This window comes from Arenibacter lacus (genome assembly GCF_008711145.1).
GTDB lineage: Bacteria > Bacteroidota > Bacteroidia > Flavobacteriales > Flavobacteriaceae > Arenibacter > Arenibacter amylolyticus.
Genome location: NZ_VVIN01000065.1, coordinates 1 through 17,444, shown reverse-complemented (window position 1 = coordinate 17,444; position 17,444 = coordinate 1). Strand labels below are relative to the sequence as shown.

General features: G+C 41.2%; 12 protein-coding genes and 1 pseudogene. 4 read left to right on the top strand and 9 right to left on the bottom strand.

Features of this window, described 5'->3' with window-relative positions:
* Positions 1 to 1,325: 1,325 nt before the first annotated feature.
* Together F1E73_RS14585 and F1E73_RS14580 are read left to right on the top strand one after the other, a co-directional pair.
* Positions 1,326 to 2,204: a pirin family protein gene (locus tag F1E73_RS14585; RefSeq protein ID WP_086477600.1), complete on the top strand. Its 879-nt coding sequence runs from the start codon at positions 1,326 to 1,328 to the stop codon at positions 2,202 to 2,204.
* Positions 2,205 to 2,372: 168 nt separating this feature from the next.
* A complete protein-coding gene (locus F1E73_RS14580; protein ID WP_150452310.1) occupies positions 2,373 to 2,795 on the top strand; it encodes a UPF0158 family protein in 423 nt (140 codons plus the stop codon).
* A gap of 83 nt (positions 2,796 to 2,878) precedes the next feature.
* Here the strand turns inward: F1E73_RS14580 and F1E73_RS17945 are convergent, their stop codons facing one another.
* From F1E73_RS17945 to F1E73_RS14545, 9 genes and pseudogenes are all read right to left on the bottom strand, one after another.
* Positions 2,879 to 3,421 (bottom strand): amidohydrolase family protein, encoded by a 543-nt coding sequence (locus tag F1E73_RS17945; protein ID WP_223883453.1) that lies wholly within the window; start codon positions 3,419 to 3,421, stop codon positions 2,879 to 2,881.
* Positions 3,422 to 3,478: 57 nt separating this feature from the next.
* A complete protein-coding gene (locus tag F1E73_RS17940) occupies positions 3,479 to 3,790 on the bottom strand; it encodes a hypothetical protein (protein WP_223883452.1) in 312 nt (103 codons plus the stop codon).
* A 230-nt stretch (positions 3,791 to 4,020) separates the two neighbouring features.
* Entirely contained in the window at positions 4,021 to 4,386 is a 366-nt protein-coding gene (locus tag F1E73_RS18020; protein ID WP_394349928.1) for a hypothetical protein, read from the bottom strand.
* A 13-nt stretch (positions 4,387 to 4,399) separates the two neighbouring features.
* Positions 4,400 to 5,281: pseudogene (locus F1E73_RS18015) on the bottom strand (MFS transporter); the annotation flags it as partial.
* Positions 5,282 to 5,337: 56 nt separating this feature from the next.
* Positions 5,338 to 6,117, bottom strand: coding sequence for a 3-keto-disaccharide hydrolase (locus tag F1E73_RS14565; protein WP_223883451.1), 780 nt, complete (start codon positions 6,115 to 6,117; stop codon positions 5,338 to 5,340).
* A 227-nt stretch (positions 6,118 to 6,344) separates the two neighbouring features.
* The gene (locus tag F1E73_RS14560; RefSeq protein WP_223883450.1) at positions 6,345 to 7,652 is read right to left on the bottom strand and encodes a Gfo/Idh/MocA family protein; all 1,308 of its coding nucleotides are present in this window, start codon (positions 7,650 to 7,652) and stop codon (positions 6,345 to 6,347) included.
* A gap of 5 nt (positions 7,653 to 7,657) precedes the next feature.
* A complete protein-coding gene (locus F1E73_RS14555) occupies positions 7,658 to 9,232 on the bottom strand; it encodes a RagB/SusD family nutrient uptake outer membrane protein (RefSeq protein ID WP_223883449.1) in 1,575 nt (524 codons plus the stop codon).
* A gap of 12 nt (positions 9,233 to 9,244) precedes the next feature.
* Positions 9,245 to 12,586, bottom strand: a complete 3,342-nt coding sequence (locus tag F1E73_RS14550) for a TonB-dependent receptor (protein ID WP_223883448.1) — start codon at positions 12,584 to 12,586, stop codon at positions 9,245 to 9,247.
* A 205-nt stretch (positions 12,587 to 12,791) separates the two neighbouring features.
* Complete coding sequence (locus tag F1E73_RS14545; RefSeq protein ID WP_150452309.1) at positions 12,792 to 13,931, bottom strand: FecR family protein; 1,140 nt, start codon at positions 13,929 to 13,931, stop codon at positions 12,792 to 12,794.
* Between the two features lie 117 nt (positions 13,932 to 14,048).
* On the opposite strand from F1E73_RS14545, the gene F1E73_RS14540 reads away from it, so the two are divergent.
* Together F1E73_RS14540 and F1E73_RS14535 are read left to right on the top strand one after the other, a co-directional pair.
* Positions 14,049 to 14,672, top strand: coding sequence for an RNA polymerase sigma factor (locus F1E73_RS14540; RefSeq protein ID WP_150452308.1), 624 nt, complete (start codon positions 14,049 to 14,051; stop codon positions 14,670 to 14,672).
* Positions 14,673 to 14,933: 261 nt separating this feature from the next.
* Entirely contained in the window at positions 14,934 to 16,208 is a 1,275-nt protein-coding gene (locus F1E73_RS14535; protein ID WP_150452307.1) for a mechanosensitive ion channel family protein, read from the top strand.
* Positions 16,209 to 17,444: the final 1,236 nt, after the last annotated feature.

Here is a 17,444-nt window from a genome sequence, read left to right as displayed (position 1 = left end):
CGGTTTTTCGACCTCGGTGTCGAAAACAGTCACTTTAGCAAGAAGCATTTTAACACCTTTGGCCATCGCTACAGCTGGCTCCTCTTTCCAAAGGTATAGATCAAGCTCAAAAGTTGTGTGTAGTTAAAATTTTGAGTTATGCACAATAACAATAATCCACCTTTAAACAGGCCTTTCAATACTTTTTTCCATCGATGAAAAAAGTATTCAAAAAAATCTAGGCTTACGAATCTTTATCTAAATTTTTCGATCAGCACCTAAATTTTAGGAACTCGCTTTTGAATTTCAATGAAAAAAGAAAATTATTCTAGATCAGACAGCCTAAAATTTTACGGTTGCTTCTCTTCAAATTTCACGATAAATTTTCGGTAGGCCGTAAAACTAAAACCTATAGATAATACCATTCCTTACAAAAAAATTAGAGACTGACTCCTTAAAATATGAGTTAGACCTTACTCTTTGCGAAGTCGAAGGGTTGGACAAGCAAAGAAACCGACGAAGGAGGTTCATGAATACCGTTGAAGTTAAAAATAGAAATGCATGAACTAAATCGGAGATTTACGAAAACCGTTAAAAATTAAATAAAAACCACTTGAGTAAAATGAACGAGCATTGAAAGCAAAGTACAATAATTTCAGTATAATTTATTAGTTACTTTGTGACCAACCACCACATACAAATAGTGATAAACAAAAGATATATTTTAGGAACTAAGATTAAATCAAGAAAATAAATAAACAAGGTGCCAGATGGTGCGTTGGCCATGGCTTCAGCTGGCTCCTCTATCCAAAGGTACACCGTACCTTTGTCCCTCGGCCCTCCATACTTTTAAATACCAATTCATATTTATTTAGTTTAGTTGTTCCTACTCGTAAGGTTTTTCGGTTTCACCCCCCTTTTTTTGAGTGGTTGCTGGACTCCACCAATGTATATTCGTCTAAATTCAATTAAGTAATACCTGGTAATAGCTACCATACTTGGCCTATATTCACTTGAAATATTGATTTTATTAAACGACTAATATGTTAAAATAGTATGAAACACCCTTCTTTATTATGAGAATTACTTCATACTTGTAATATTTATAGCCTCTCATAGCCCTTTTTTACCGAAATTTCTATTGGATGTAACAAAGATTAACAATGACAGTTCTCCATTTAGATTTAGCTACAACTCAAGATTTATTGGTAATTTTAGGGTGATAAAATGAAGATTATGCAATTAGCATTACGAAAACTGGACGCCAGAATGACGAAGTCGGGCTGGCCCGCCTCAAAGACATAGTCGGGCTAGTATGACCGTTTAAAAACAATAAAAATCTATATATGAAAATAAAAACAGTAGAACTAGTAGCAAGTCCCAGGGATCCCCATTTTGTGGGGGACGGATTTAGGGTGCATAATTTTATTCCTAGCGGATTTAGGATGGATATGCAACGGATGAACCCGTTTATTATGCTGGATTACAATTCCACCTACACCTTCCCTCCTTCCGAATCTCCCAAAGGGGTAGGCGTGCATCCCCATAAAGGTTTTGAAACCGTAACCATTGCCTATAAGGGTAAAATAGCCCATCACGATAGTAGTGGCGGTGGCGGGGTAATAGGTCAGGGCGACGTACAATGGATGACCGCTGCCAATGGTATCTTACATAAGGAATACCACGAAGCGGAATGGAGCAAAAAAGGGGGCGAATTCCAGATGGTGCAGCTATGGGTAAATCTCCCGGCCAAGGACAAAAAGAGCAATCCAAAATACCAGGCTATAAAACAGGAGGATATCCCTCGTTACCAACTAAAAGACGATGCCGGTACGGTTGAAGTGATCGCTGGAGAATACCAAGGTGTAAAAGGCAGAGCTTCCACATTCACCCCCATTCACATGTTCAACGCCAAATTGAATAAAGGTGGGAAGGCCGACTTCCAATTTCCGGCACATTACAATACGTTGCTATTAGTCTTGGAGGGGCAGGTAGTAATAAACGAAGCGGAAGAAGTACCCACAGATCATTTGGCACTAATGGCAGACGACGGGGAAACTTTTAGGATACAGGCAACAGAAAATGCGGTGGTATTGGTATTAAGTGGGGAGCCTATAAACGAACCCATTGCCGCACAAGGTCCCTTTGTAATGAATACACGGGAAGAACTGATGCAGGCCTTTAACGATTTTAACACGGGGAAATTCGGCACTCTGGAAGATTAGCGCAAATCCCAATCAGGTTAAATTTGTGACTACAGCTGTAGTAAGTTGTGGACAAAGTCCCTGGAGACGAGGAGGAGTATGTTCCCCTGCCAAAACCTAGGATGTAGTAATGGGAATGGTATGAAGCGGTACCTTTTTAAAATTCATGCTGTGCTAATCGATTAGAAAATGAACATCAAGGAAGCAATTATTAAAGATATGGCCGATTCCCTTCTGATGGGAAACACCTGTTTTCTACATACTCTTACGGGCGATTTTGAACATTATCCAACAGAGATTGATTTAATGTATGGCGAGGATAATCCCTGGCAAGATATAATAGATAAGATTGAGAATAATTGGCATGATTATATCCGAATCGAGCCCATGAATTCACACCAATCCTACACTGTAATGGCCTCCTTTGCGGAGCAGTTGGAAGCTGTTGGATTTCGCGAAAAACTATTCAATGCCCTCAATCGGCCAAAACCTTTTAGGCATTTCAACCATCTAATTCACCAATCGGATTATAGACAGGCGTGGTTCAACTTCCGACAAGAAAAAAATGAGGCGTGGGTAAAAGAGCAAATAGCTGACCGTAGGAATGAGTGAAACGGTAAAGAACTTGGCATCTAAAAAGCAGGAAGGCCATCATTTAGATGGCCCAGTTCTAGAGTTATAAACTCCTATCCTTATCAGCCTGTTTCAGAAAACATAGAAAGCCATTTTTGGGCATTGTGTAGATATAGCTTATCCACTACCTCCTTGGGCAGTTTTAGTCCTCTAAATACTTCATGCACCAGATCACTGGTCATCTCTTCATGAGTTATAAAAAATCGCCAATCCCTTAACCAGGTGCTGTGCATCTCTTCCTTTAGATCTTGCGCATTGTTCTTCCCAAAATCCATTAAGTCGGTCCCATAAAGGATTCGATCTTGGTAGGCAATAAAGAAATCGCGCACCTTTTCCCTGTTTTCTGCCGTTTGATAAAAAATCTGCCCCATTCTAGCTGCTAGGTCAATGGACATATTGGGGAACTTATCTAGGCGTTTTGCCAATTCGTCCACGCTCCACTCTATACTCCCCATATGAGCACCAATAAACACCAGATCAGGGTGTTTTTCCAACATCTTATCTCGGGCGACTACCTGTTCTTCATAGGAAGGCAGTTCTGGATGCTGGTACATATGATATTGAGGGTTTTCAGCAAAATAAGCCCGATCGTTATTAGTCGTCATTTCTTCTAGCGGAAGCCAACAGTTTTTTGGCTCTCCCAAATGACCAATTAAGGGAATTTATTTACTAGCTAGGTGATTAAAAATTGCATCTAGTTTTGGATCATCTACCCTAATTAGGTGGTTGTCTTTATCGCGAAAATCCATTCCAACATTCTTCCAGACCTTCACCCCAATGGCGCCATGATCAAAACTCTTGTCTAACCATACAAGGGTATTCTCTACAAAGTTTGGATGATCCCAATCTTCTAGAGAGAAAGAGGAAACCACTTCAAATTGTTCTGGATGTGCTCTCTTTTGTGCAAAGCAATAGTTGTATTGTTCTTTAATGAGTTCCTTCTCATTAGAAAGATCTACCATGATATTGAGCAAGCGAAATCCTTTTTCGCTTGTTCCACAAAACACTTGCGGTTGGCAAAAACATGAATATGAGTATCTATTTTATCCACCCGCTCAAAGTCGTCCATCGTATAATACCCCGTCTTTTCCATACTAAAAAAATTGTTAACCATATTAATACCCAGATTTACCGTAGTATTATCTAATTATTACTTTATTGCAAATTTTCCATTAATAGCTTATCACAAAAGTTAGTCGGGCTTTCATCTATCGGGTTCAGCACCATCAGCTAAGCTACCTACAACCTGTTTTGGGTTCCTGTTTTCTAGGTCTAGTATCCCGTGTTGCGTGGTTTTCTCTGGCAATTCCGATCCTAAAAGCTGTTCTCTAAAGAATAGGAGAAGCATCAGGCCAATCCCCACGGCGATACCAGTTGGAATTAACCATATAGATTCCCACTGATAACCCAGAATTCCGTTGATATCCACATAAAAATGATCGGTAACCCCTACAGATACATAGGAGCCAATAAACATACCCACCCCGTAGGTTGCAAAGGTGATAAGGCCTTGGGCAGCATTCCTAAAAGAGGACTTAGCCTTCTTATCAATATAAATCTGACCCGACACGAAAAAGAAATCATAGCACACGCCATGTAGGAGAAGGCCCCATACAACATCCAAATCCCCGGACCAATATCCCCATAAGCAAAGAAGAGATAGCGAATTACCCAGGCGAAAATTCCTATCAGCATCATTTTCTTAATTCCCAGCCTCCTAAACGCAAAGGGCATCAATAGCATGAATAGTAGTTCGGAAACCTGCCCCATTGTCATCTTAGCTGCGGCATTTTCCATCCCCATATCGTTTAAGAAAGGATTGGCAAAGTTGTAGTAAAAGGCCAAAGGGATACAAACTAGAATTGAGCTCACAAAAAACACCACAAAGGACTTTTTCTTAAACAGAACCAGGGCATCCAATCCTAAAATAGAAGAAATACTTGCCTTTTTCCCCGTGGGAGGTGTACTGGGCAAAAAAAACTCAGGATACCCAAGACCACCGAGCAATAGGCCGCAATGCGAAACGTATAATAGGAAGTTTCCAATTCCAACAAACCAATTAACAGACCCGCAGCAATCCATCCCACCGTTCCCAATACCCTAATTTTTGGAAAATCCTTGTCTGGATCCTCCATTTGTGAAAAAGAAATCGAATTCACCAAAGACATGGTAGGCATATACAACAAAGTATAGAGCAAGATAAGCCACCAGAATTCTTGGAAATATGCCACCGTACTTATATAATACAAGGTAGCAGCCCCTAGTAAGTGTAAGGTTCCCAATACTTTTTGCGCAGAAAAAAATCGGTCAGCCACCAGGCCTACAAAGAATGGAGAAATAATTGCGGCAATAGAAAGGTTAGCATAGGCCGCTCCTACTTGGGTAGCAGTTACCTCTAAAGAAGATATTAAATAAGTCCCCATAGTAACATACCACGCACCCCAAATAAAATACTCCAAAAGCATTATGAGGGATAAACGTACTCTTACCGTATTCTTCATGCTAGTTCTTTGGTTATTTTTTAGTTGCTAAGCAGCGGAGCTATTTGTTCTGCAGAGTTAACACCGGGGGGCAATTCTATCACTTTTAAATTCCGGAAGTGGATTTCCGCCCCTTCCGATTCTAGGCATAAATACCCTTTCTTTTGGGTAGCTTTAGAAATCCCATTTACAAATTTCCCGTTAACCGCCAGTTTTATTACTCCATCTACACAGACCACATCATAGGTATTCCATTCTCCCTTTCCCTTGCATCTATTTTCAAGCGACTTACTTCGTTCCCCTCTGGGATTATCGGGTGTAGTCACTACTCCTCCTACTCCCCATACTTCTCCATGAACATAGGCAATAGGTTGCGGTACTCCGTCTTTGGCATGTATGTTCACCCAATCTAGCTCTAGCATCTGAATCTCTACCCCATCTGGTAAGGGGGAGGATCCTTTGGGGTCTGCACTACTCCACGCAAAGATTCCTGAGTTACCACCTGCTTCCATATGACGCCATTCTACGTGTAAAATAAAGTTTTCGTATTGTTTTTCCGAACGAACCACCCCTAAGGGATGCCCCAAATTCACCAATACCCCGTCATCCCGCACGGTCCAACCCTCTTTTACCGTATTTACATTGATCCATTTTATGGGCGATGCCTCATCCGCCTTCCCTGCGAGCATATTCTCCCAGGTATTTTCACTGCCAAATTCAAACTCGAATGCCTCATGCTGGCCATAGCCAAGGCAGGCAGTCAATACAAGGAACATTATGAATAGAGGCGTACTTCTTTTTCTAGTGGTGTAATTTTTCATGTTTTTATGGTTATTATATTTTTTACAAAAGTCTAGTTGTTTATTTGCGTTTAGTGTGTGTAGAACAACAATACTAATCCTATAAACTACCTCAGGGAAAGCCCGCCTATGGTAGTCGGGTAGGCCCGCCTAAACTATTCGGGCAATCCTCGGAGCACTAAATATCGATTATCGAGTAAAAAAAGGTGATTCAGGAAAATCCCTCCTCACCTTTTTACCTATTGTTCTTATACCATTTTGGTAACCCCAGGAATGGCTATGCCAGGCCCGTCATACTGTAAGTCCCAACTGTATTCCTCGTTCTCGGGACCTAGGGATACCGTCGAGTTCATTGCTTCCTCCCAGGTAATCGTCCTGCCAGAATAGGCCACGTCTCTCGCAAGGATTGCCATTAGGGTGCTATTGGCAGCCATTTCTCCGTCGTTTATCGCGTTTCCTTTACGAATCGACTGAAACAAGGCGTCGTGCTCGCTTTGGTACATATCATTCAATTCGCCTCTATACCTCCACGCATTGTCCCCCCAGATCTCATGTCTATTTCCTTGGTAAAAAGCATTGCCCTGGGTACCGGCAATTTCTACGGAATTTCTAGAGGATCCACCACTCAATTGCCTAGTGGATACATTTCCTTTTAATCCGTTGCCATAATCGAATTCTACAGCAAAGTGATCATAGATATTTCCGTATTTCTTATCTGTTCGCCATTGTCTTCCCCCTACTCCAGTGGCACTCAATGGCATTCTTTCTCCCATGGCCCATGCGATCATATCCGTACTATGAACAAACATTTCCACAATAAAATCCCCACTCAACCAATTGTAATAGTACCAATTGCGCATTTTATACTCCATATCGTTCCACTCTGGTTGGCGTTCTTTATACCACAGTTCGCCACCGTGCCTCGTGGAAGAAATTGATGTGACATCACCAATTTCTCCATTCAGCACTTTTCCAAAGAGGGCTTGTTTTGGCAAATCGTACCTAAAACACAGTCCAGATACGATAGAAAGCTGTTTCGCTTTAGCCATTTTTGCAGCTTTTAACACTTTGCGAATCCCAGGGGCATCTACAGCCACCGGCTTCTCATAAAACACGTGTTTCCCCGCCTCTATAGCGGCACTTAAATGCTTAGGTCTAAAGCCTGGAGGTTCGGCCAGCAGCACTACATCTACACCAGAATCAATTAATTTCTGATAGGCATCAAAACCAATGAACTGCCTGCTTTTGTTCACATCGACACGCTGTGCGTGCGATTTTCTCAACAGTGTTAAGGAGCTAGTCAATCGATCTTCAAAAACGTCTGCCATGGAATGTAAAACCGTATTGGGATCGGCATTCAATGCCTGTTGAGCTGCCCCGGTACCTCTACCGCCACAGCCCACCAAGCCAACCTTCAATACCTTATCCTGTACAAGAAAAGGGTTTGCAAAACCAGCGTTTAGGGTCGCTGCACCAAAAAGTGTAGCGGCCCCCGCCTTTTTTATAAAAGTCCTTCTGTTTGACCCATCTGATAATTTTATATTTTTTTTCATCATACCCTCTACTGTACATACCCAGGATTCTGGGTGATTACATCATTGATATCCATTTCTGCTTGGGGAACTGGCCAGCAGTAATCCCTAGCTTCATTAAAACTCGCTACCGATCCGTAATCCAATATCTTCCATTCTCCGGTAGTTGCATCCTTATAGTGCATCCCTTGTAGGAGTCCGGCCTTTACCTCTCCAATCTTCCATCGGTTAATATCATAGATACGCAAGCCTTCAAAAGCCAATTCTTTTACGCGTTCATCCCGGACAATATCTCTTAGTTCGTCTTGGGTTTTGCCAGCGGTAATGACTGGCATATTCACTGTAGGCCTTTGTCTAATATCGTTGATAGCATCGTACACGGATTGATCTATGTCATTTAGCTCAATTTTAGCCTCCGCATACATTAGTAATACATCGGCATAACGCATCAAAATCATATTGATATCCCCCAGGTTCGGATTTTCAGAAAAGGATTCAAAGTCTATCCACTTCTTTAAATTATACCCATTCAAGGTAGAGAATTCGGTACTACTTACCCTATCTGGAGTAGGACTATCTGGCCAGGAATTATAAGTGCTGTTCCCAATAGGCTGCCCGGTATAAAAAGCAATATAACCCCACCTAGGATCTTTGTTCTCAAAGGGATTATCGGGGTTCACTGGGCCAATGTACTCGTACTTTTCAAAAAGTCCGTTCATAGGCTCTACGCCAGAGCCACCTCCAATAGAACCTGCTGAGTATCCAAAGGCGTTATACGTACTCCCACCCACTGCGTATTGTCGGTCAAAAATAACTTCTTGGGAATTCTGGCCCTCCACATGAAATAATTCCTCATAATCTGGATAGAGCCCATAAATACCCAAATCTATCACTGCTTTTGAAGCATCTCGGGCACTCTCAAAATTATTGTTTCGGATCGCCACGCGCGCTTTTAAAGTCAAAGCGGCCCCATGGGTAGCTCTTCCGATATTATCGGCCGAATAACTCAAGGGCAAGACATTTGCGTTGATGATATCATCTAACTCATCGTAAATAAAGCTTACAATCTCTTCCCTAGAATTAGTAGGTCGTTGATCGTTGATATCAATAACCTCTGTAATCAAGGGAACATTACACCACAAGCTAGAAAGCTGTGTGTAGTAATATGCACGGAGGAATCTGGCTTCGGCTTTTATGCGTGCCAATTTATCTAGATCCCCTTCTTCTACTTTATCAATATTGGCAATTACATCGTTTGCCTTTCTTACCCCTCTGTAATATCGGTTCCAAATACTCGTAATGGTTCCATTAGAGGGATCAATTTCCCCAAAACGAACGTCATTAAAGGTAGGCACGTTAGAATACTTGTGGTAGCCAATATCTGTAATTCCATCTAAGGCCATTACCATTTGCGTCCCATCCAATTCCGCATAAACGGCGTTTACTGCCAATTCTGCATCTCGCACGGAAGTCCAGTAGGCAGTTTCCGAAACGGCACCGGTTGGCTCTATATCTAGACCTTCATCAAACCCCTCACTACAACCCGTAAACACGGCCATCACAGCGAAGAATAGTAAACTTAAAATATAATTATGTCTTTTCATGATTTTATCTTTTTAAAATATGACGTTTAAACCTACACTAATAGTCTTTGTTTGTGGAAAAAACTGACTTCTACCTCTTGGGGTTTCGGGATCAAAGAGTTTTTGAGGTGAAAAAGTAACCAAGTTTTCTCCTGATACATAGACACGTAAATTGTTAAACATTTCCTGATCTACCGTATAGCCCAATTGGAAGTTCTTTAATCGCGCATATTTGGTATCTACCAACCAGAAGTTTGACTTCACAATATTCCAGTTTCCACCAGCGATCACCATGGGCCATGTTCCATTAGGGTTTTTAACAGGGTCGAACGCATTGTCTGCCATCTCCTTAGGAATAAAGTTCTGATACGCAGGCCCTTCAACCAAAGCACCGTCTAAGGTGTGGTGTTTTTTTAACACGCCCTGCCAAAACATAGAAAAGTCAAAGCCCTTGTAGGAAGCGTTAAACCGTACCCCAAACTCGTATCTAGGATCTTCATTGCCAATAATAATCTGATCTCCTCCTGGAGCAAGAGATTGTGAGATTACGCCATCCCCATTGACATCTTTGTAAATGATACTCCCTATTCCCGCATTGGGACTCAATTTCACTGGATACTTATCCAAATCTGCTTGGGTGCGATACAATCCGGGCGAATCTAAACCTCTAAGGGAGTTTATGGAATACCCCTCTTGCCACACTGTAAAGCCATCGTTAAAATAGGGCCCAGCTCCTTTTAGGTCTTCAATCTTATTAATGACATCAGAGAAATTGATGCCCACCGTATAATTAAAGCCTTTATCTTCCTTAAAAGGACTGTAATATGTAAGCCCAAGTTCGTACCCATTATTAGAAACGGCCGCAGCATTTTGTACCGGGGGCTCTACCCCAACAGTACTGGATATTGGTAATTGTAACAGAATATCATCCGTATATTTCCAAAAATACTCCCCTACAAAGGACAATCTATCATTTAGGAAATTGGCATCGAGACCAATATTAGTGATGGTCGTGGTTTCCCATGTAATATCGGGGTTTCCTGCTTGGGTAATGGCGGATCCAGAAACCACGTTGCCCCCAAATTGGTAGCCTCGGTTAAGGTTATAGGTACTTCTAAATTTATGGAGTCCGATATTCTGATTTCCCAGTTGACCCCAAGAAGCCCTTAATTTAAGGTCACTCAACGCCGAGCGATCCATAAAGCTTTCCATAAAAGATTCATTAGAAATACTCCAACCTGCTGATACAGAAGGAAAATACCCATACCGATTCCCATCTCCAAATCTAGAAGATCCATCTATCCGCAAATTCGCTTGCAATAAATAGCGATCATCAAAAGAATAGTTCACCCTTCCAAAAAAGGAACGCAGTCGCCATTCTTCCCTATACCCGCTCATGCTTTGGTTATCTACACTCCCCGCACTTAAATCCCTAAGATCGTTATTAAAGAATCCTTCTCTTTTGGCCGCTACGTTCTTTAATTTGTTGTGAATCTCTTCGTACCCAACTAGCGCGCCAAGATCATGGTTGCCGAAGTTGTTCTTATAATCTAAGAAGAGTCGCTGACTCAATTCCTTTTCTGAAATGTTTGCTTCGGTTAGGCTATTGGTGGCAAACCACCCTGATACCGTTACGGGTTCTCCGGTTAAATAGTTCCTCATTCCAGCGAGACTATTCATAAAGGTAGAAGTCTCTTGGTGATTGTTTTTAAAGGTCACATTTCCTTGAAGGGTAAGGGCATCGGAAATCTTATAATCAAATCCCCCCTGAGCTACCACATCGTTCTTCGTCCTGACGGTTTCTCCTTCGTTGGCCATTGCCGCGGCATTCCACTGACCAGAAATAAGGTCATAGGTCCCATCGGGGTACTCCATCACTACATTTCTATTCATATGAAGGAGTGCCTGCACAATTTGTTGCCCGGCTATTCCAGAGGAATTTATAGCGTGTCCGGGTCCCGTAAAGTACCCGTTCCTATACATCAACCCCACCTTAAAGGTAAGTTTATCATTGGCGTATAAATCGGCATTTATCAGGGCACTTGTTCGCTTATTATTGAAGTTTTTGATGATACCATCTGTGTCGTTATAATTTATGGAGGTAAATATTTTTCCTATATCCCCACCGCTAGAGATGGAAAAGTTATGTTGATGCATAAGGGCATCATCATTAAATATTCCCTTTTCCCAATTGGCCCATGGAAATTCTAGGGGGTTAGTACCTGCCACTACATTAGAAATATACTCTTCCGAATAGGTAGGAGACCCCCCAGCATTCACCTGGGCATCATTTTCTAACCGCATCCACGCTTCGTCACTCGGTTTTTCGGGAAAGAGACTAGGATTTTGCACCCCCACCAAGGTATTATAGGAAAGGATAGTTCCCGTACTTGCACCCCGTTTGGTAGTTACTAAGATTACTCCGTTTGCTGCTCTCGACCCATAAATAGCTGCTGATGCCGCATCTTTAAGGACAGAAATAGATTCTATATTCTGTGGTTCTACTGTACCTAGGGACTGCTCTATCCCATCTACCAAAACTAAGGGATTGGCATTGTTTAGGGTACCCACCCCTCTAATCCGTATTTTAACATCCTCTACGCCTGGTGCACCTCCGGAGTTAAACACTGTAAGACCGGGCACCTCACCCTGCAATGCGTTGGCAGTATTCGTTACCGGTCTTTGGGTGAGCTGATCGGTTGGAACGGTACTAATAGCGCCCGTAATATTTTTCCTAGATTGGGTTCCATATCCCACTATCACTACCTCGTCTAATCCAGAAGCACTCTCTTCTAATTGCACGTTAATGGTAGATTCCCCATTAATGGCTATTTCCGTGGTAGCAAAACCAATATAAGAAACCACCAAAATGGCGTCCTCACTTGCCACTGAAATAGAAAAATTCCCATCAAAATCGGCCGTAACTCCATTAGTAGTCCCTTTCTCTACTATATTAGCGCCTGGCAAGGGCAAATTATTCCCATCGGAAACTGTTCCAGTTACTGAAAACTGCAGGGTTCTTGTTGCAGTAGTTTGGATTTCTGATGGAGGCACAGCTAAAGGGTTGTGTGCCGTTTTATTTAAGATTATTTGTTGGTTTAATACTTCATAATCCAAATCGATATGGTTAAATATCTGAGATAGAATAGCATGTATATTTTCCTTTTCTACCCTTATGGAGACTTTTCTAGTTAGGTCTACCTGCTTCCTATTTACTAAAAATTTAAAGTCCGATAGGGCTTCTATCTGATTAATAACAGTTTCAACAGTTGCGTTCCTAAGGTTTAAGGAAATCTCTTTGTTTTGTGAATACGTATTTGCCTGAAGCTGAAATAGGGTAATAGTGGTTAGCAATAGCATGAGTGGTGTTTTCATGCATCGCTTATAAGGGAAACAAAATGCATCCCTTAGCTTAAAAAGCTTTCTCATAATTTAGAAGTGTTAATTGGTTCTTATTAGGTTTAATTAGTATAGGTTAACCAGGAGGTAGAATTCGCATCCAATCGCTCCCTTTCCATAAAAAACTTGCTATTAAAGTTTTAAGTGTTTATTTCATATATATTTAATTTAGGTTGAACAATTATTGAATAAATATTTCATTATTTTCTATTCGATATTCAAAAGCATAGCCTTTACTAAACGACCTAAGCACCTCCTCGATGGTTTCTATATCGAAGGAGGCATCAAACAATTGTTCGTCCAGTAGTAGATTATTATTGGTGATAGATACATTATAGTGTCGTTCCAACGCAGGACGAATCTCTTTAAAGGAGGTATTCCTAAAAACCAATCTCCCTAGGGTCCAAGCGGTATAGAGGCTGGTATCCACCTTTTCAACGGATATTTCATTTTCTGTTTTAAGCCACTCCCCTTTCATACCGGCAGTCAATTTTGTAGGGGCTAAAGCAACTTCGGAACCCTTCTTAATTTGGAGGGAAACGGCCCCTTCCACCAATACTGTTTTTATACGATTGTCCTCCGGGTAATGGGAAACGTTAAATGTTGTTCCCAATACTGCTATCTCCATTCCCTTAGTGGTCACTATAAAGGGATGTCTCGCATCCGAAGCAACCTCAAAGAAGGCCTCTCCGCTTAAAAAGACGGTCCGTTTCTCCCCTGGTAAAAAGGCCACAGGGTACCTAAGGGAAGTACCCGAATTTAAGGTAACTTCAGTCCCATCCGAGAGCACCAGGCTAAACTGTTTTCCATAAGGGACAGACAGGGTATTGTAAGCCAACACCTTACTATCAAGGGTTCGTGTGTAAACTAATTTTGAATTCTTTTGGGTGCCTATCGTATTTCCCTCAGAATCCCTAACAGTTTTAGTATCTAAAGCCCCTAGTGTTTCAATTTGACCGTTGTCTAAGGTTATGGTGATTTCGCCCGACTTAGGTTGGGGGGGCGACTTCAAAATCAACCCACTTTGTAGGGCCCAGCCAAAACTTAGGATTAATAGTATGGCAGCGGTAAAAACCGCAATAGACAACCTCGATTTTCTCTTTTTATCTCGTTGTATTCTCTGTAAGAGCAACTTTTTAATCCTTCTCTTATTGGGTTTCCCAACTGAAGTGGTAATATCTAAATGTAATTGCACATAGGTATCAAATACCTCCTTATTGCCTTCTTTAAGAATCCAGTCAGACAACCTATCTAACTCCTCTGCCGTAGCCACATTTGCCAAATACCTAAAAATCAGGTGTTCCATTTCTGAACGATCCATATAGTATCTTTTATAATACAGACAAGGCCGTTTTGGAATACCCTAACTTTTTATCGAATTATTTTTTATATTGAGACAGAATAACACCAACTAATATTAATAAACCAGTACCTCTTCATGAAAAACCACGAAGACAAACTCCTTGTTTCCCGACTTAAAAATGGTGAAGAAGCAGCCTATATCGCCTTAGTAAATCGCTATAGTCAACAGTTATTTGTCTACGCCCTTGGTCTATCCAAAGACCATGCGCAAGCCCAAGACATTATCCAAAATGTGTTTTTAAAAGCTTGGGAACAACGCAAGAATATGGAGATACACACTTCCTTAAAAAACTTTTTGTACCGATTCGTTTACAATGAATTCATCAACCAGTACAAAAGAAAAAGGTCCACCAAAATTTTAGAGGAAACGTATTTCAGGAGTTTGGAGAAAGCGGTACTCGCTCAGAACGAGCCTTCGCATCAAGAAATCATCCAGAAAATCTCCAATGAAATAGCCTCATTGCCCCCGAAATGTCAACAAGTATTTACCCTCAGCATGCGGGAAGGACTCACCAATCGAGAAATTGCGGAATACCTCAACATATCTATAAAAACAGTAGAAGCACAGATTACAAAAGCCTATAAGATTCTTAGAGAAAAAGTAGGTAAAGAGCAACAATTGGTCTTTACCCTTATTTTTGGTGAAAAACTGCCTAATTCTGTAGGTAAGCCCTCAAAAGGTGTATCGCTATTCTATTAAAACGAGGTATTCTCTCCTTCAATTGCCACTGCCCTAATGTCCCAGACTATCAATTACCACCACCTTCAGGTTATGGTTAAATAGGGGTCGTATAAGTGAATGGCTTTCGCCCCCCCTTTCCATCAACCTTCAAAAAATCAACTACAATTTCCATTCCATCCCTCCCAAACTACACCCCACCCTTGGGATTTGAAATAAATTTCACATTCTCTCTTTCAAGCCCTATTTTTGTAAATAATCTAATAAAATTAAATTCCAACAATGGGCGAAAGCTTAAAGAACCTAGTTTCCGATTTTCTTATAGGCATAGGAATGAGCGAGAACACGGCCTCCTATATCAATCTCTTCCTACTATTATTTATACTTCTGGTGGTAGTAGCTACCCTCGATTATATTATATGGAAGGTTCTTAGGAATTTTTCGGTCCGACTCGCTAGACGTTCAAGGACCAATTTTGATAATTATCTGGTTGCGCATAAGGTGCCGCGCTACCTCGCTAGAGTCATTCCGCTAATTTTATTGTTGAATTTTGTACCCCTTATTTTTTCGGATTTCCCATTTTGGGAAAGCATCCTGGAAAAAATACTTGAGGTTTGCGTGGTGGTACTCACCCTATTAATTGTAAAAAGCTTCCTAAGAAGCCTTAGTGACCACTTAAAGTCGACCTCAAGATTTAAGGACAAGCCTATAGACAGTTATATCCAGGTCTTTATGATTATTGTTTGGATCATAGGCCTGCTCACCATATTTGCAGTCTTTACGGACGCTTCTACGGTCTGGAAATTCTTCACCGCCTTGGGGGCTGCTTCTGCCGTTATCCTTTTAATTTTTAAGGATTCTATTATGGGCTTTGTGGCCAGTATTCAGGTCAGCATTAACGATATGGTCCGTATTGGGGATTGGATTACCTTTCAAAAGTACGGTGCCGATGGGGATGTAATAGAAATTACCCTGGCTACTGTAAAGGTGCAGAACTTTGATAAGACCATTACTACCATTCCTACCTATGCGCTGATATCGGATTCCTTCAAAAACTGGCGGGGAATGCAAACCTCAGGAGGCCGACGTATAAAAAGGTCCCTATCCATTTGTCAAAAAAGTATCCGCTTTCTTACGGATAAGGATGTGGAGGAATTGAGAAACATACAGCTATTAGCCCCTTATTTAGAGAGTAGGGAAAAGGAAATTGTGGAATTCAACCAAAAACATAAGATTAACCGAGAGGTTCCTATCAACGGTAGAAACATGACCAACTTTGGGGTATTTAGAAAGTATACCATGGAGTATTTACAGAACCATCCCGGTATTAATCAACAAATGACCCTCATGGTCCGCCAATTGAGTCCCACACCCCAAGGTATTCCCTTGGAAATCTACGCCTTTAGCGCCGACAAAAGGTGGGCAAATTACGAAAACGTGATGTCCGATATATTTGACCATCTCTTAGCTTCCATTCCCTATTTTGACCTCAAAATCTTTGAATACCCCACCACCTATAGTGGCGTCCCTCATGCGGAGCAAGTGGAGATGGAATAGTATTGAGTAGTTAGTCTTGAGTACTGAGATGGGTCCAGTAATCAGTAAACGGTAGTCAGTAATCGGTTATTAGTGGTTTTCTGGATAAAGTTAGCAGTTGCAGTAGGCAGTTTTTTCAATTAACAGTAAACAATTAGCAATAAACAATTGTGTACGTCCTTAATATAGGTTGACCACTACCAGGGGAAAAAATCGAAAGCTCCTCCCTAATGCTTCGGCTACGCTCAGCACGAGTAAAAGGGAGGTGGTTTGCCTGAAAGTGCAAAGCGGAGGGATCTTTTATAGTATTGAGTACAAAGTATTGAGTAGTTAGTATGGAGTATTGAGATTGGTTCAGTAGCCAGTAAACGGTAAACAGTAGCCAGTGGCTTTTCTGTTGAACGTCCCTAATATAGGTTGCCCACTTAAAAGTGGTTAATACCGGGGTTATCGGACTGCCATATTCTCAGATTAGTTGATTTACAAATTGAAACTATTAGTCAGTTCGAACGAGCGATAGTGAGGAGAACTCACACAAGAAGCTAAAAGGAACCGTCCTACAATGAAAATTTATAATTTAACCAACATCTAACTAATTTTCAAATTAGCTCATTTCTTGAACCTCCTTATTTGTTTGGTCGAGCACCAACCTAAAGAACCATTCTGTTGTGCAGTCGAGAACTTCTTTATAAACGATTTATAGCAGAAAAAGTCTTACCCCTACCCTAAAAGGTGGACTTTCTCGCAACTTCTCAAAAACCTCAAAAATATTACTGAATAGCCCTGTGATTTATCACGGGAATCAAAATTGAATCAGAATTACGGCTTTAGCCAAATCTTAACGGCTCTAGCTGTGCTTTCGCTAGTACAAAGTATTTAGTAATGAGATGGGTCCAGTAATCAGTAAACGGTAATCAGTAGGCAGGGATTTTAGGGAACAATAATATTTTGTCTGGTCGAGCACCAACCTAAAGAACCATTCTGTCGGGCAGTCGAGAACTTCTTTATAAACGATTTATAGCAGAAAAAGTCTTACCCCTACCCTAAAGGGTGGACTTTTTCTCAACTTCTCAAAAACCTCAAAAATATTATTGAATAGCCCCGTGATTTATCACAGGGATTAATAGCAATTTAGCAAAACGGCTTTAGCCAAATCCTGAAAGCTACAGTTGTAGAAGTAAAGCAAATTTGTATCGAGAAGCAGGTGCAGATATTACCCCCTAAAAGATTCTAACCAATTGTTAAGCACTCCAAACA